The organism is Streptococcus equinus (assembly GCF_900101445.1).
Taxonomy (GTDB): domain Bacteria; phylum Bacillota; class Bacilli; order Lactobacillales; family Streptococcaceae; genus Streptococcus; species Streptococcus equinus_B.
The window spans coordinates 213457-228979 of sequence record NZ_FNKE01000001.1 but is presented as its reverse complement, the minus strand read 5'-3'; the positions used below and the strand labels follow the sequence as shown (position 1 = coordinate 228979).

Annotated in this window: 16 protein-coding genes; 2 read left to right on the top strand and 14 right to left on the bottom strand. The window is 38.1% G+C overall.

Annotated features, from left to right (window positions below):
• Positions 1–35 precede the first annotated feature (35 nt).
• The 12 genes from nth to miaA form a co-directional block, all read right to left on the bottom strand.
• Positions 36–686, bottom strand: coding sequence for an endonuclease III (nth, locus tag BLR83_RS01130; RefSeq protein ID WP_074559714.1), 651 nt, complete (start codon positions 684–686; stop codon positions 36–38).
• A complete protein-coding gene (locus tag BLR83_RS01125) occupies positions 686–1360 on the bottom strand; it encodes a DnaD domain-containing protein (RefSeq protein WP_074559712.1) in 675 nt (224 codons plus the stop codon). The genes nth and BLR83_RS01125 overlap by 1 nt, the downstream gene beginning before the upstream one ends.
• Before the next feature lie 78 nt (positions 1361–1438).
• Positions 1439–2383, bottom strand: coding sequence for a homoserine O-acetyltransferase MetA (gene metA, locus BLR83_RS01120; RefSeq protein WP_074559710.1), 945 nt, complete (start codon positions 2381–2383; stop codon positions 1439–1441).
• Positions 2384–2490: 107 nt separating this feature from the next.
• Positions 2491–3009: an adenine phosphoribosyltransferase gene (locus tag BLR83_RS01115; RefSeq protein ID WP_004231134.1), complete on the bottom strand. Its 519-nt coding sequence runs from the start codon at positions 3007–3009 to the stop codon at positions 2491–2493.
• 101 nt (positions 3010–3110) lie between these two features.
• Entirely contained in the window at positions 3111–4088 is a 978-nt protein-coding gene (bsh, locus tag BLR83_RS01110; RefSeq protein WP_074559708.1) for a choloylglycine hydrolase, read from the bottom strand.
• Between the two features lie 185 nt (positions 4089–4273).
• Complete coding sequence (locus BLR83_RS01105) at positions 4274–5539, bottom strand: DUF4352 domain-containing protein (RefSeq protein WP_074559706.1); 1266 nt, start codon at positions 5537–5539, stop codon at positions 4274–4276.
• Between the two features lie 172 nt (positions 5540–5711).
• The gene (recJ, locus tag BLR83_RS01100; RefSeq protein WP_074559705.1) at positions 5712–7916 is read right to left on the bottom strand and encodes a single-stranded-DNA-specific exonuclease RecJ; all 2205 of its coding nucleotides are present in this window, start codon (positions 7914–7916) and stop codon (positions 5712–5714) included.
• A gap of 35 nt (positions 7917–7951) precedes the next feature.
• Positions 7952–8710 (bottom strand): SDR family NAD(P)-dependent oxidoreductase, encoded by a 759-nt coding sequence (locus BLR83_RS01095; protein ID WP_074559703.1) that lies wholly within the window; start codon positions 8708–8710, stop codon positions 7952–7954.
• On the bottom strand, positions 8707–9636 hold the full coding sequence (gene rnz / locus BLR83_RS01090) for a ribonuclease Z (protein WP_074559701.1): 930 nt from the start codon (positions 9634–9636) through the stop codon (positions 8707–8709). Before rnz ends, BLR83_RS01095 begins: the two co-directional genes overlap by 4 nt.
• 40 nt (positions 9637–9676) lie before the next feature.
• Positions 9677–10315, bottom strand: coding sequence for a cystathionine beta-lyase (locus BLR83_RS01085; protein ID WP_074559700.1), 639 nt, complete (start codon positions 10313–10315; stop codon positions 9677–9679).
• Positions 10308–11546, bottom strand: a complete 1239-nt coding sequence (gene hflX, locus BLR83_RS01080; RefSeq protein WP_074559698.1) for a GTPase HflX — start codon at positions 11544–11546, stop codon at positions 10308–10310. Before hflX ends, BLR83_RS01085 begins: the two co-directional genes overlap by 8 nt.
• A gap of 85 nt (positions 11547–11631) precedes the next feature.
• On the bottom strand, positions 11632–12531 hold the full coding sequence (miaA, locus tag BLR83_RS01075; protein ID WP_074559696.1) for a tRNA (adenosine(37)-N6)-dimethylallyltransferase MiaA: 900 nt from the start codon (positions 12529–12531) through the stop codon (positions 11632–11634).
• A gap of 186 nt (positions 12532–12717) precedes the next feature.
• On the opposite strand from miaA, the gene BLR83_RS01070 reads away from it, so the two are divergent.
• On the top strand, positions 12718–12894 hold the full coding sequence (locus BLR83_RS01070) for a DUF3042 family protein (protein ID WP_074481996.1): 177 nt from the start codon (positions 12718–12720) through the stop codon (positions 12892–12894).
• A gap of 49 nt (positions 12895–12943) precedes the next feature.
• Here the strand turns inward: BLR83_RS01070 and BLR83_RS01065 are convergent, their stop codons facing one another.
• Together BLR83_RS01065 and BLR83_RS01060 are read right to left on the bottom strand one after the other, a co-directional pair.
• The gene (locus BLR83_RS01065; protein WP_074559695.1) at positions 12944–13678 is read right to left on the bottom strand and encodes a PHP domain-containing protein; all 735 of its coding nucleotides are present in this window, start codon (positions 13676–13678) and stop codon (positions 12944–12946) included.
• Between the two features lie 19 nt (positions 13679–13697).
• Complete coding sequence (locus tag BLR83_RS01060; RefSeq protein WP_074559693.1) at positions 13698–14141, bottom strand: cytidine deaminase family protein; 444 nt, start codon at positions 14139–14141, stop codon at positions 13698–13700.
• Between the two features lie 184 nt (positions 14142–14325).
• On the opposite strand from BLR83_RS01060, the gene BLR83_RS01055 reads away from it, so the two are divergent.
• Positions 14326–15471, top strand: coding sequence for a cobalamin-independent methionine synthase II family protein (locus tag BLR83_RS01055; RefSeq protein ID WP_074559691.1), 1146 nt, complete (start codon positions 14326–14328; stop codon positions 15469–15471).
• Positions 15472–15523 lie beyond the last annotated feature (52 nt).

Genomic DNA, 15523 nt, shown 5'->3' with positions numbered 1-15523 from the left:
ACAAAAGCATAACAAAAGCAACTCAAGTGAGCTGCTTAGTTATTTTTCACATTGTCTTTATAGTATTTGCAGTAGGCTTGAACTGGACAAATATCACATTTAGGCTTTTTAGCTAAACAATGATAACGTCCAAAGAAAATCAAGCGATGATGCGTCAAAATCCAATCTTTCTTTGGGATTTTTTTCATCAAATCTTCTTCGATTTCTTTAACGTCAGCATCTGGCGCAGAAATATTCAGACGCTTAGCAATTCGTGACACATGTGTATCCACAGCAATCGATGGAATACCGTAAACTTCTGCTAATACAACATTAGCCGTTTTTCGTCCCACTCCTGGCAAGGTTTCTAACTCTTTGTGGGTCTTAGGGACTTGCCCGTCGAAGTCTTGTAAAATCGCTCTTGCTGTCTTAATGATGTTTCGAGCTTTGTTCTTATAAAGTCCGATAGTTCGCAAACACTCCTCAACATCAGCCAAATTTGCCTTAGCCAAATCCTCGATTTCTGGGTAATGTTTCCAAAGATTTGGGGTCACCTTGTTGACTGCTTTATCCGTCGTTTGAGCAGACAAAATCACCGCGATAAGCAGCTGAAACGGCGTCTCCCATTCCAACTCGCCACGCGCTTCTGGATACATGTCACCAATAATAGCTAAGATTTTCTTTAAACGCTCACGTCCAACTCTCATTAGTCACTCCACAAATCCATTGCAGCCAAAAAGTCATCTGATACATTGACTTTGCCTGCTTTTGAATCTTCATGCTCTTTGCGACGTTCCTCAACTTGGCGCATTGTTGTAATGCCTTCACGACGCCAATTTCGCAAAATGGCATTAATGTAATTCCAGTTTGTCTTGCCATTAAAGACCGCTTCACGTAGGGCAGCGCGCACCAAATCAGGGTCTGTTTTATCCTCACGAATGGTCTTTTGTAAATCTTCCAATTCAAATGGGCTCAGCATACGACCTAGCTCACGTTCAAAATCTTCAACAAGTTCTTTTACAGGATTTGACTCTTGCTTTTCAGGAGCTTGTTTAGGTTCAGATACCAATTTATCCAAAAGGGCTAAAACAGGACTAGCATCAAAAATTACTTCGATTTCGCTACCAAGTTCAATAGTCTTCATATCAAGCAAACCTTGAGCAGTCAAATCAGAAATCGAGCGGTTAACTTCTGCCACTGTTTTATTCAGCGCACTAGCAATTTGACTAGGTGCCAAATCATCCATCTTAGTCGTGTTTTGGAGATAAATAAACTGCCAAATCAAAAAATCATCTGCACGTTTAAAAATATCTTTGTAATGAAAGAGAAGAGCACTCGGCAATACAAGATTGCCTGATTTATAATTTTCCAAATAACTCATAATATATTCCTAAAAAATCATCACATCTAAAACTGAACCTGACAAAGATTAAACAAGATTTGACCGATAATCACCCCATCACAAGTAACCGTAAAAAGATGGTTCTTTTTCCAATTGCTCCAACTGATAAGGCGTCTCTTGGTAAACAGCATAATTAATCCAATTACTAAAGAAAGTTGTTGCTGCTAAATTCCACTTCATCGGAACGTCTTGTTCAGGATCGTCATTGACGTAATAATGCGCAGGCACATTAGGATTTTTTCCAACTTTAACATCACGCTTGTACTCACGATCCAAAGTTTCACGGTCATATTCCAAATGTCCAAAGCTATAAACTTCGCGCAAATCTTTACTAGCTACGATAGACAAACCAACTGTGGGACCTTCAGCAATTACTTCTAATCGATCAACCTTAGCAACATCTTCATGACGAACTTCTGTATATCTAGAATGTGGCGCCATGAAGCAATCGTCAAACCCACGGACAATCGGGTTAGAAGGTTGTTTGACATTCTGAGAAAAGATGCCTGATAATTTTTCCTCTAGCAAAACCTTCTTAATACCATATTTATAATAGAGCCCAGCTTGCGCTCCCCAACACAGGTGCAAGGTTGAATAGACATGAGATTTTGCCCAATCAAAGATTTGGCACAATTCATCCCAGTAATCCACTTCCTCGTAAGCCAAAGTTTCAACTGGAGCACCCGTGATAATCAACCCATCATAATACTTGTGTTTAACATCCGCAAAAGTTTTATAGAAGGTTTCTAAATGCTCAGCCGTCGTATTTTTTGACTCGTGACTAGTCATATAGAGAAATTCAACATTAATCTGCAAAGGCGTATTAGCCAGCAAACGCAAGAGCTGTGTCTCTGTCACTTCTTTTGTCGGCATCAAGTTAACAATGAGAAAATCCATCGGTCTAATATCTTGATGCTTTGCACGTTTATTATCCATGATGAAGACATTCTCTTTGCGCAAAATGTCTAAGGCCGGTAATTCTTTATCAAGTTTTATTGGCATGAAAATATCTCCACTCTATAATATTATATTTAAGTAATATTATAAAAGATGGAGATATAGTTTTCAATTATATAATTTCTTTAGGTAGTTATAGTTTTTAGCTATAATTATCCTGGGAAATTCATTAAGACTTTCGTATCATAACCTTCAAGTGCTTTACGTCCGTTCAATCCGTCCAATTCAACAAGGAAAGCACATCCAGCAACGATACCACCAAGGCGTTCTACCATTTCGATAGTAGCTTTCACAGTACCACCTGTTGCCAAAAGGTCATCAACGATAAGGACACGTTGTCCAGGTTTGATAGCATCAGCATGCATACATAGTGTATCAATGCCGTACTCTTTTTCGTAATCAGCTGAGATTACTTCACGTGGTAATTTACCAGGTTTACGAACTGGTGCGAAACCAATTCCAAGTTCAAATGCAACTGGGCATCCGACGATAAATCCGCGTGCCTCTGGACCAACAATCATGTCGATCTTCTTGTCAGTAGCATACTGTACAATTTCGCGAACAGCATAGCTATAAGCATTTCCATCTGCCATCAAAGGAGAAATATCACGGAAAGTGACTCCTTCTTTAGGATAGTTTTCAATTGTAGCGATATAATTTTTTAAATCCATTTTCTTCTTTCTATGGGCTTTTTGCCAAAAAATGTTTTACATTTCATTATAGCATATTTTTTGAAAAAAGGAAGGAATTTAAGTAATATTTTTTTAAAACCTTAATTTTGGTAATTCACTTGCCAATCTTTGATTAATGGATAAGTAACCAACTTGTTATCATCCAAATTTTCCTTATGCATATCGACAGCCGTAATTTGTGAATTATCGTAAGTTGTGTAGTAGTAAATACCTTTTTCTGTATTGATACATGAACTGTAAATAGTGTATTCGTATTTGCCACTTTCATCCACATAGCACAAACCTTTTTGTTGTTCAACGGATTTCAAAATATGGAAGAATTGGTTAACACTAGATGCTTCTGTATCTTCTGCCACTGAATTTAATTTAGTAAAGGCTACCTTAACATAGCGTGACATTGATGATAAATCACCAGGCAAACCAAGGCCACCCATTCCTCGGCTGTAAGTGTCCAAGGCAATCTCTGTAGAAAAGAGATTGTCAGAAACTTTTGGAGAAATGTGACGATAATTGTTCAAGTTAAATAATTGTTTGTCAAATGTTGGATTGTTCGTCAAAACACCTGTTGGATTATCATAAACCTTTAATCCGCTGGCTACAGATTCGAGTACAATAGCTTCATTTCGGTCAGCAATCAACCAGTGCAAAGGACTTGGTTGAAAATCAGCACTGAACGCTTCATTTGTCACATTAAGATTTTGGCAAAGTTTCTTAACGTCAGCAACAGATTGGCATTGTGATAAGAACCATGGAATCAATTCAAAAGATGCAAGGTTGTCTTTTCCTTCTGCCACTTCTTTGTAATCAGCATTTTCAGGGAAATTCAAGCCAGCCATTCCCAAGCCTTTTTCATTAACAGCTTCGTAATAAAGTGGGTAATCAGCCACTACCGTCGCCATCCCAATCATGGCATAGTGGTTCTTATTTTCACCCTTATGCTTAAACGAGAATGGGTAAGTTCTAGGACAAATGGTCACCGTTTCATTGTAAGAAAAATCCAAATCAAGATTACGACCAAAGTAACTATCCTTAGTTGTATAAGTAATCGCAGTACACATAAGAAACCTCCTTATTACAAGAAAATTCAATCAGTCATTTAACGTTTTTGTAGCGAATCATCCCTACATAACCATATTATAGTTCTGTCTCAATAGAAAAACAAATATTTAGCAACCGCTTACTTTTGGTTGACAAAAAAAACTACGACAAGCTAAAACTTGTCATAGTTTTCAATTATGATTTATTAATAGAAAAATTGACCTGACATTGATCGTTGCAAACCATCGTAACCATAGTTCATTGATTTATCAGATGAATCAACCATCCATTTCTTATCTTTAAGTGATACAGAAATGCTATTTTCATCAGTTTCAGTAGCTAAATCTGTTGAACTAAAACGGCTAGGGACACTAGCAAAAACATATTTTTCAGCATCTTGCATCACTGCATCGTCATCTGAGAAATCTTTACCTGTTGCTTGTTCGATATAATCATCAACCAAATCACTCATATCAACTTTACCAAGATCAATTGATTTAGATTCTACTTTAATTTTTGCAGAAGTTGGATATAATTCTTCGATTGAAACATTAACTTGTGCACGTTTGGCGTTAGCTTCCATGTATTTATCAACGAAGGCATCCATTTCACTGTCGCTTGGTGTGAAATAATCAAAACTTGAGCCCAATTCTTCTTTGAAACGTTTCACAAATAATTCTTTATCTGCTTCGATATTGTTTCCAAGTTGGAAGTCGTTTTCTTTTTTCTTGTCAGATTTATTTGACAAAGTTGTCACTTGGACATCATCTGATGCATCAAATCCAACTGATGCTGAACCACTAATTGATGTTGATTGAGACGCCAAAAAGACTTTATTAATATAATCAGATGCCATTTTTTTAATATCATCTCGATTATCTGTAACTTTAACTTTTGAGAGTGACTCTTCTGTTTCTTTCTTATCGTAACTATCATCACCTGTTACTGTACACTCTGCTTCAATTGAATAGTCTTTACTTTTCTTAGGATCAATTTTATAAACAAGGTATCCTGTGCGTTTTTTACCTTTTCCTAAACCAGCACCAACAAGATCCATATCCTTAAAATCATCAGTAGATGAATAAATCATCTCATTTGAGAGAGTTTCACCATCTTTATCTACCAATTGAACATCTGTTGAATTAAGTTCAATCTTTTGGCTACCTTTATTTTCAAAGGTAATATTATAGGCAACGTAGGTGCTACCTTTTTCCGCATCTTCAGGCACAATAACATCAGCTGAATTAACTGTAATTTTTAGTGGGCTACCAGTCACAGCACTTGTTACTGTTGTTCCAGTCGTTGCTTGGTATACCGCAACACCTGCTACCCCAACTATTGCAAGACCAGCAACACCTGCAATGATTTTCTTGGTTTTACTCAAATCATTCCACTGTGATTTTACTTTACCAGTAAAGTCAGAAAACTTATTTGTTCCCTTTTCATTTTGATTCGAATTCTTTGAATCCATTTTTATCTCCTTTTCCCATTTTTGGTCACGCTTACCATTATACCTTAAACGAAACTTAAAATAAACCCTTATTTCACATTTTTATTAAATTTTCTTAATATCTAATTTAGTTTGAACCTAGAAAGTATTTAAAAACTCCTTTGGTTTTAATAGTACCCAAAGGAGTTTTTTCTTAATTATTATCCATTAACCAATCGTAGATTTCTTGTGGAGTACCAAGTGCCATAAGTTCTTGATACTTCACTTCTTGTTTCAGATTTTGATAGATTTGGCTGTCTGAGATGCTGCGTTTTTGGGCATCTTTGTTAACGACCATAACACCATCTGTGATGGTTACGAAGTCTAATTCATCAAAGATTTGAATCATTTTTACCAGCAAAATATCTGGGATATTGAGGTATTGACTCAAGTCTTTTAATTTATAACGAACGTCGAATTCAGGGAATTGGTAAATGGTTTTATACAATTTAGCAAATTGTTCGCGAGTTCCATAGCCAGTCAAATAATAGGCACGTTTGATGTGGTTTTTAAAATAAACAGCATCAAATTGTCGACCGACAAAAAGGGATTTGAGTTCTTCAGCCTTCTCAGGAATATCTAGAACAACCACTTCGCTGGCACTAGTGTCTTCACTCAAAACAGGAACACGTTCAGGAAGACTAGCATTTTTGGCACGAATATCAATCAACTGAACGCCGTCAACACGCGCATCTTCAAGCATCAACTGAACAGTAGTTTGCCCATTCCATTTGTTAATTGACAAGGTAACCGCAAGACAGAGATTCTGCGCTTGTTGAAATTCTTGTACCAAATGACCTTGGTTAAAGGCAACAAGGTCAACTGCCGTGCTTCCTTGAGCAATTTTTAACTTCAAGTGAGCACCATTTTGCCCCATGGTACGTGCTTGTTTAACGGTAAAGTCTTTGATTTCAAAGACTGGCTTAGCATTATCCATCCCAAAAGGTGCAATCTTCTCAAGACTTTTAACAGTGTCCAAGTCAATTTCTGACAACTCTAGCACTTCATCAATGATCAAAGTCTTTTTCTGAGCTAAATTAATATCATTTTCAGCAATATAATCACATAAGACCTGTGACAATTGCTCTAGGTTATCAACTGGCAAGGTCATCCCAGCTGCACCAGCATGTCCACCAAAGGCTTCAAATAAATCACGGTGTTCATCAAGCGCATGGAAGATATTGATTGCCTCAATACTTCTAGCAGAACCTTTTGCCATGCCGTCTTCAATGTTTAAGACAATAACTGGCTGAGCAATATGCTCCAAAATACGACCAGCGACAATCCCAAGAACACCTGGATGCCAACCTTCTTTTGCTAAGACTTGAACAGGCTTATCAAGGTCAACCATGCCCATGGCTTCGTCATAAATCTTTTGAACGATTTCTTTACGTTCTTCATTTTTGGCATTAATCATTTGCGCAATGCTTAGCGCTTCTTCATCATCAAAGCCAGTCAATAACTCAACAGCTGGATTTGGATCATCTAGACGACCAAGAGCATTTAGCTGCGGAGCGATTTTAAAGCCAACAGTTTCTTCGTTAACATCTGACATGTCAATATCAGATACTTTCATTAGTTCCATTAAACCAATGCGTTCGGTCTGCTTGAGCATTTCAAGACCGACCTTAACCATGATACGATTTTCATCTGTTAGGCTAACCATATCAGCAATGGTTCCGATAGCAACTAAATCTAGCATTTCTGTGGGAATTGATTCCAGCAAAGCACAAGCGACTTTGAAAGCTACGCCACATCCTGCTAAATATTTGAACGGATAATCCGCTTCTGGATGCTCTGGATGTACAATGGCAAATGCATCTGGAAGCTCTGCTGGTAAGCCATGGTGGTCAGTAACAATGACATCTACTCCTTGACTTTGTGCATAGTTAATAGCTTCGTGTCCAGCTACGCCATTGTCCACCGTAATAATCAAAGAAACCTGTTGTTGCTCAATAAAGTATTTATAGACCGATTCATTTGGTCCATAGCCATCAACAAATCGGTTAGGAAGATAGACTTGAACTTCAGCCCCAAGCATTTCCAGTGCTTCTTTCATGATACTAGCGCTAGTCATCCCATCGGCATCATAGTCCCCATAAACCAAGATTTGTTCGTAATTTTCAATAGCTTGACGAATACGGGCAACTGCTTTGTCCATATCGTGCAAAAGATATGGATCATGAAGTTGTGACAAATCATTCGATAAAAATTGAGCTAGTTTTTCGTCGTTGTCAATGCCACGACTGTATAGGATTTTGCTGGCTAAAGCTGTAATATTTTCTTTTTTTGTCAGTTCAAAAAAGCCATCATCTGGCTCTTTTTCAATGTTTTTCCAATTGTATTTACTTGTTATCATTCACTTCTCACTTCTTATGTAGAATTGAAAGGAGGTTATTTATAATTAAAAACTTTTCGTGCTAAAAAATCAGCAACCTTAGGGAAAAGGGTGTAAAACTTATGCGCTGCAGCCATTGACCAAGGCATGTTCACTTCACGTTTATTTTTACCTAAAATAGCAACTGTACGTCTGGCAACTTCTTCTGGTTGTAAAACAAAGCGTCCAACACTTTTTAGGTATTCTCCAGATGGATCTGCCTTGTCAAAAAAAGTTGTTGCAATCGGTCCTGGATTAATCGTTGTCACGTAAACATTGCTATCAGCTAATTCCAAACGCAGAGCATTTGAAAAGCCAATCACCGCAAATTTTGTTGCAGAGTAAACTGATGATTTCGCTGATGCAATCAAACCAGCGATGCTGGCAATATTGACAATATGCCCCTGTCCCGCTTCTTTCATCTTGTGACCAACTAAACGTGAAAAAGTCATCGTCGCAAAAGTATTGATATCAAACATGTCACGGATTTCAGCCGTCGTATAGGCATCAAACTCACTAAAATCACCATAACCAGCATTGTTGATAAAGACATCGATATGACCATGCTCAGCGTATAGTTTTTCAACCATAGCACCAATCGCTTCATCACTTGTCATATCAAGTTCGTAGCAAACTGTGTTAGGACGTTCAGCATAACAGGCTTCAAGTTTTTTTACATGACGTCCTAAGGCAATCACAAAGTCATCAGCTGGTAACTGTTTGACAATTTCTTTGGCTAGTCCACCTGTTGCTCCTGTAATAGCAATTATTCTCATAAGCTAATTTCTTCCAAATCTTTAACCAAGTGTGTATTTTCAAAGATTGCTTGAGCATCCGTTTCAATTTGTTTGCATTCGCGTCCCAAGAAACGAGCACTGATGTGATTAAGCAATAAACATTTAGCTGACGCTTCTTTAGCAATCTGGGCAGCCTGAGTTCCTGTTGAGTGTCCGTGCTTGCGGGCGATTCTCTCATCACCTTTTCCATATGTTGATTCGTGAACCAAGATATCAGCTCCCAAACCAAGACGCACACTAGCATCAGTCTTACGTGTATCACCTAAAACAGTGATAACTTTTCCTTTTTTCGGTGCTGAGATGTAATCTTTGGCGATAATTTTTGTGCCATCTTCTAAGACAACATCTTGACCGCTCTTGATTTTTCCAAATAATGGACCAAATGGCACACCTGCAGCTTTCAACGCTTCTGCATCAAGTGTTCCTTCCAAATCTTTTTGCATCACACGATAACCAATACAGAAAATAGTGTGATCCAATTTCTCAGCATATACCACAAACTTGTCAGTTTCCATGATTTTGCCAAGACTGTTTTCGTCAAATTCATGAAAATGAATACGGTATGGCAAACGAGCACCAGACAAGCGCAAACTGCTCAAAACGTATGAACGAATACCGACTGGACCATAAATATCAAGGTCAGTTTGTTCTTCATTTGCCTGGAAAGCGCGACTTGCCAAAAAGCCAGGAAGACCAAAAATGTGGTCACCGTGCAAGTGCGTGATAAAAATGCGTTTCACTTTACGAGGACGGATAGTTGTTTCCAAAATCTGACGTTGTGTTCCTTCACCACAGTCAAACATCCATACCTCATTAATCTCGTCAAGTAACTTTAACACTAAGCTTGACACATTACGTGACTTTGAGGGCTGACCCGCTCCTGTTCCCAAAAATTGTAATTCCATATATACCTATAAAAACCGAAGTTTTTACTTATCCTTCCTATTACGATACTTTTACATAAGCGATAAATTCACGTTGATCAAACGTGTAATAAACTTGCCCTTGGTAATGAGCTAGCAAGTCTGACAATTCATCGCGATTAAAACTTTTTAGCTTAACCATATTTCCTTTTAATTTTGAAACGTGGCTGAGCAGACTACTTTCTGGCGTGAGGTCTTCAAGTTCTTGGTCATCAAAAGTTATTTTTGACATTTTGATTTTGCCATCTTCAACATAAATTTTATATTGAGGAAAAACTTGAGCCAATTCAAACAAGACATCTCTTGTCAAAGCTTCATCTTTTTCAGAAAAGACACGAGCAACCTCTTTATCATTTTCATAAGTGAAACCATATGATTTACCTGATAAATTCAAACGAATAAAAGGTTTGTGTTCGTCAAAAGATGGCTTATCATTTAACAAGTGCAATTCTTTTGATAGTTCAAAATAGTAATCTGTTGCGGCTTGCGGAGATTGTTTTTGATACATTTCTGCAAAATAAGCATTGATAACACTTGGAGGCGGTGTGATGAAGCTCAATTTTTGCTCATCTGTTAACTCCTCCAAAACATTTTGCAAATACACTTTATCTAGTGACGTAAAGCCACCATATTTTAAAGCTAAGCTTATATAATCAGTCATAGAATTCTTCTAGTCTCCATTTATTTTTTGGATTAATGTAACCAGTGATGGTTTCGTATTCTTCTGCAAAATCATAGCGGTCAAGCAGAGCGATTTTATTTAAATCGTATAACTTATAGGCTTGATTTTGGTGAACACGAATGCTAAATGGTTCAAAAATCTCACGAATTTCATTGATAATCAAACGGCGCAAAAGTGAACGAGCATCTTTATCACGCGCAGAAATACGCACATTTGGGAAAGCTGTCGCTGCAAAGTGCTCCGCCACATCCATCTTGTTATAAACAGCTAAACGCGGAATATCCAACATATCCAACTCTTTTAGCAAATTTAAAACAACTTTTTCGTGTTCCGCATGATTTGGGTCGCTGGCATCAATCACGTGTAGCAGCAAATCAACATGACGACTTTCTTCCAAGGTTGACTTAAAGGCTGCCACCAACTCAGTTGGCAAGTTTTGAATAAAACCAACCGTATCTGTAAGCGTCACTTGAAATTGATTTTGCAAGTAAATCTGCTTAGTTGTCGCATCCAAAGTCGCAAATAATTCATCAGCTTCGTATTGTTTATCATTGGTTAGGACATTCATAATGGTTGATTTACCAGCATTTGTATAACCAATGAGTCCAATTTTAAAGACTTGTGATTCTGTACGTTTTTCACGCCCAGTCTCACGATTCTTTTCAACCACCTTCAATTGGCGTTCAATATCTGAAATCTGATTGCGAATCGAACGTCGGTTCAATTCCAATTGACTTTCACCAGGTCCTCGGCTACCAATTCCACCTGCTTGACGGCTTAGCATAACCCCTTGACCGACAAGACGGGGCAACATGTATTTGAGTTGAGCCAGATGAACTTGCAATTTTCCTTCGTGACTACGAGCACGCATGGCAAAAATATCCAAAATCAACTGCATGCGGTCAATGACTTTAACCCCAAGCTCTGATTCTAAGTTAACATTTTGACGGGGTGTTAAACGGTCATTAACAATAACAGTGTCAATCTCATCAGCGTCAACAATCGCTTTAATTTCAGCTAATTTTCCTGAGCCAATCAATGATTTACTATCGTATTTTTCGCGTTTTTGGCGATAAGAGGAAACCACCTGCGCTCCTGCTGTTTTAGCCAGCGAAGCTAACTCTTCCATAGACATGTCAAAATTTTCAGTGTCTGGCAGCTCAACGCCCAGTAAAATCACGCGCTCTTGATGTTCGCTTGTTTCAATCATGCACTCACCCCTCTTCTTAATTAATCCGTAAATCTCATTATATCATAAAATTTCTACAAAAAGTGAAAGGGAGCGTTTTACTCCCTTACAATTTCTTATCATTTAAAAAACAATCAACATCACTTGTAACACTAGCTTTAAAATCAGCTTCTGAAACATTGTAAAACTTAACTGCCATACGGTTTCTAAACCATGTTAACTGGCGTTTTGCAAAGCGACGTGTGTTTTGTTTTAATTTTTCAACACAGTTTTCAAGAGAATCTTCCCCAGCAAAATACGGGAAAAGTTCCTTGTAACCAATAGCTCGCGCGGCTTGGACCTCACGATAATTGTCATAAAGCCATTTTGCCTCATCTAAAACACCATTTTCAACCATAAGGTCAACACGGCGATTGATACGGTCATAAAGCACTTGACGGTCATCATTTAAACCAATCAAATAGGAATCATAGTTAGTTTCTTTATTTTGCAAATCTTGTCCAAACTTAGCTAACTCCAAAGCACGAATGGCACGACGGCGGTTGATTTGAGGAATCTCAATCTTCTGCTCTGCTATTTTTTCAAAAAGCTCTTCATCACTTAGCAAGTCCAACTCTTTTCGGTATGCAAGAACTTTTTCTTGGTCAACCTCACCACCTAAATGATAACCTTCTAGCAAACTTTGAAGATAAAGGCCAGTTCCTCCGACGATAATAGGAAGCTTTCCTCGACTAACAATATCGTCAATCGCAGCCTTAGCCTCAGTCACAAAGTCATAAACTGAATAAGTCTCATCAACATCACGCACATCTATCAAGTGGTGAGGAGCTGCTGCTTGTTCTTCAGGTGTAGCCTTAGCTGTTCCAATATCCAGCTTACGGTAGACTTGTTGACTGTCACCGCTGATAATTTCTCCGTTAAATTGCTTAGCGAGTTCGATTCCTAAAGCTGTTTTTCCAACAGCTGTCGGCCCAACTACAGCTAGCAGTTTTATTTTTTTTGACATCTATTTTTTATCCGTCCTAAGCCTGATTTTTTAGTAAATATAACGTTTTCACTTGAATTTTTAGGCAATTTTCGTTACCATTATTATAACATAAGGTGGTAGGACAAGAAAACAAATCCTACTGCCATAAAAGAGTATAAAGACCTCTTTATACTCCCTGTTCTTATCAGTGAGGAGGAAATTATTATGGCTAAAAAATTTGCATTCGCTAAAGGTCTTGCTACTGGTGTTGTAGCCACTGCAGCTACTGTCGCAGGTGCTATTTTCGCAGTTAAGAAAAAAATCATTGACCCTGAAGAAGAAAAAGCTGCTTTCATTCAAGAAAATCGTAAAAAAGCAGCCCGCAAACGTATTTCTCACTAATTTTTAAACGTTAAAAAGCCCTGAGCCTTATGCTCACGGGCTTTTTGTTTTACAAAATTTCCCAATCTTCAATGCCAAACTCATCTAAAAGGTTTTGGATTTTATCAAAGGCTAATCGGAAATGCTCCAACTTATGACCGTCTGAACCGATAGAATATTTGTGGCAGCCCAATTCTCTAACCAAGCCTAAAGCATAACGGTAAAGATCTTCCTTGCCATACAAGTACATCGATTTGCTATTTAACTCAAAAGCCAAATCATAATCAATCATCTTCTGGAAGATACGTTTAAGTTGAGGTTCGTAAGCTTTTAAATCCGCAACGGTCATATCAAAAATGCGAAAACCATAGTCAAAATGTGCTAAAACATCCGCATCCACGCGTCCAATCGCATACTCCAATCTGTCCAGATACTCTTGGATAATCTCATCTCTATCCATATCTGCCACTTCATCATCAAGATAATCATTTGTCCCATTGTGATGAACCGACAAGAGTTTCAAATCATAGTCCTTATCCGCCAAATAAGCAAGAATATCCGCTTCACGTGGCTGATAATAACCAATTTCAATGCCTTTTTTAATACGATTGCCGTATTTTTGATTAAGCTTAGCTATTTCACGCGAGTAAGCCTCGTAATCTGGCACATCATCTTGCTTGGTATATGGATTTGACAAATCATAATGCTCAGTCGTCACAATATCCCCTGTATAATGGTCTAAATAATCTTCAAACCGCGCATCTGAATCATAAGAAAAATGTGTGTGTAAATGATTATCTCGCATCCTATCCCTCGCTTTGTTATTAATCTTCTAATTCTTCAATGCCTGCTGCCATTCGCTCTGTCCCCCACCATAATGGCATCAATTCACCTAAGGTGATGGTTTCACGTTTCTCATAATCAAGCATAAATTCCAAATCTTTATTTTTCGGTGACAATTGCATCAAGAACTCACGGCAGGCTCCGCAAGGCATTCCCGAACCTTCTCCGTAAGGTGGTTTATCGCGAAACGCAATGATGCGTTTGATAGTGGTTTGACCAGATTGTTGAAACATGTTAAAAGCTGCTGCGCGTTCTGCGCAAAGGTGAAAAACACCAGAAGTTGCTTCAAAACAATAACCTGTAAAAATCTGACCATCTTCTGCTTCAATTGCTGCAACCACGTGATTTGAATAGATAAATGGCGTCACATAATGAGGATTATAATCCTTTTTTGCTGCTTGATATAACTTTTCCCAAATATCCATTCTAAATCTCCTTGTAATTGTCTGTATTTTCTTAGTATACCAAATTTTCTGTTAATTAGACAGAGATTTTTATTTTTTTAGTTATAGTTTAAAACTATACATAGTCCTAAAAAAATAACTATTTTTCAAAATGGCAAAGCTCCGCTACAATAGGAATCACAAAAAAACAAACGAGGTACATGAAATGGCAAAATCAAGATTTCAACTAGTTGGTTCGCTCCTACGACCAGCTGATTTACGCGAATATAAAATCGCAATCGAACATCGAGATGATATCACATACCCTTTCTACGATGCTTTTGATGGCTACCATGAAACAGAAACAGCTGACATCAAAAAAGTTATCGCAAAAGAAAAAGCAAATGGTATCGATGTGCTTACTGATGGTGAATTTTCAAAATCTATGTGGCACCTCGACTTTGTCTGGGGTCTAAAAGGGATTGAACGCTACATCGCAGACCATGGCTACAGCTTCAAAGACCATGATGGCGGGCACTTCGAAACACGTAAAGACATTGGTATTCGCATCACAGAGCCACTTTCAGGTAAAAACCACCACTTCCTTGACATCTTTAATTTACTTAAAGAAGAAGCTGGTGACTCTGATACCAAATTAACTATCTGGGGGCCTGCTCACGCTTACACAGAATTCACAGTCTTTAATCAATTAGTTGGCGAAGACCAAGTTTACAAAACTAAAGAAGAACTAAAAGCTGGTCTTACAAATGCTTATAAAGAATTCTTGAAAGAATACAAAGAAGCTGGCGGAGAAATTATCCAATTTGACGATTGCCTCTGGGAACTTTTCGATGAAACAAACCCAGCTGGTTTCTTTGCTCAAGGAAATAGCGCTCTTGCTAACCTTGCTGACGAATTCATCGCAGTAAATAACGATGTTGCTGACTATGGTCATGAACTTGGCTTGCAAGTCTGGACTCACAACTGCCGTGGTAACTACGAAAGCCGTTCTGCTGCTGGTGGTACTTACGAAGCTATCGCAACAAAATTCTTGAAAGACCAACACTATGACCGTTTCTTCCTTGAATGGGATAGCGAAGTAGCTGGTGACCTTAAAGCGCTTGAAAGCTTGAAAGACTCAGATGCTGAGGTTGTTCTTGGACTTCTTTCAAGTAAAACAACTGACCTTGATGATGAAGACCGCGCACTTAAAATGCTTGAAGAAGCTAGCCAAATCATCCCTAAAGACCGTCTTTTCCTTTCTCACCAATGTGGTTTTGCATCATGTGATTCAGGAAACGAACTTGCTATTCCACAACAATGGGCTAAAATCAAGCAAGGTCAAGACATCGCCGCTAAATTCTGGAGTTAATCCAATCAACTCGCCTTTATTTTTTCAATATACAATAATACAATATACTATA

Excerpts from the sequence above, each read along its gene's own strand:
- BLR83_RS01085 (WP_074559700.1), bottom strand. The coding sequence starts at position 10,315 with ATGACTGATTATATAAGCTTAGCTTTAAAATATGGTGGCTTTACGTCA.
- BLR83_RS01125 (WP_074559712.1), bottom strand. The coding sequence starts at position 1,360 with ATGAGTTATTTGGAAAATTATAAATCAGGCAATCTTGTATTGCCGAGT.
- miaA (WP_074559696.1), bottom strand. The coding sequence starts at position 12,531 with ATGTCAAAAAAAATAAAACTGCTAGCTGTAGTTGGGCCGACAGCTGTT.
- hflX (WP_074559698.1), bottom strand. The coding sequence starts at position 11,546 with ATGATTGAAACAAGCGAACATCAAGAGCGCGTGATTTTACTGGGCGTT.
- rnz (WP_074559701.1), bottom strand. The coding sequence starts at position 9,636 with ATGGAATTACAATTTTTGGGAACAGGAGCGGGTCAGCCCTCAAAGTCA.
- bsh (WP_074559708.1), bottom strand. The coding sequence starts at position 4,088 with ATGTGTACTGCGATTACTTATACAACTAAGGATAGTTACTTTGGTCGT.
- BLR83_RS01105 (WP_074559706.1), bottom strand. The coding sequence starts at position 5,539 with ATGGATTCAAAGAATTCGAATCAAAATGAAAAGGGAACAAATAAGTTT.
- BLR83_RS01095 (WP_074559703.1), bottom strand. The coding sequence starts at position 8,710 with ATGAGAATAATTGCTATTACAGGAGCAACAGGTGGACTAGCCAAAGAA.
- BLR83_RS01055 (WP_074559691.1), top strand. The coding sequence starts at position 14,326 with ATGGCAAAATCAAGATTTCAACTAGTTGGTTCGCTCCTACGACCAGCT.
- recJ (WP_074559705.1), bottom strand. The coding sequence starts at position 7,916 with ATGATAACAAGTAAATACAATTGGAAAAACATTGAAAAAGAGCCAGAT.
- BLR83_RS01070 (WP_074481996.1), top strand. The coding sequence starts at position 12,718 with ATGGCTAAAAAATTTGCATTCGCTAAAGGTCTTGCTACTGGTGTTGTA.
- nth (WP_074559714.1), bottom strand. The coding sequence starts at position 686 with ATGAGAGTTGGACGTGAGCGTTTAAAGAAAATCTTAGCTATTATTGGT.
- BLR83_RS01115 (WP_004231134.1), bottom strand. The coding sequence starts at position 3,009 with ATGGATTTAAAAAATTATATCGCTACAATTGAAAACTATCCTAAAGAA.
- BLR83_RS01065 (WP_074559695.1), bottom strand. The coding sequence starts at position 13,678 with ATGCGAGATAATCATTTACACACACATTTTTCTTATGATTCAGATGCG.
- BLR83_RS01060 (WP_074559693.1), bottom strand. The coding sequence starts at position 14,141 with ATGGATATTTGGGAAAAGTTATATCAAGCAGCAAAAAAGGATTATAAT.
- metA (WP_074559710.1), bottom strand. The coding sequence starts at position 2,383 with ATGCCAATAAAACTTGATAAAGAATTACCGGCCTTAGACATTTTGCGC.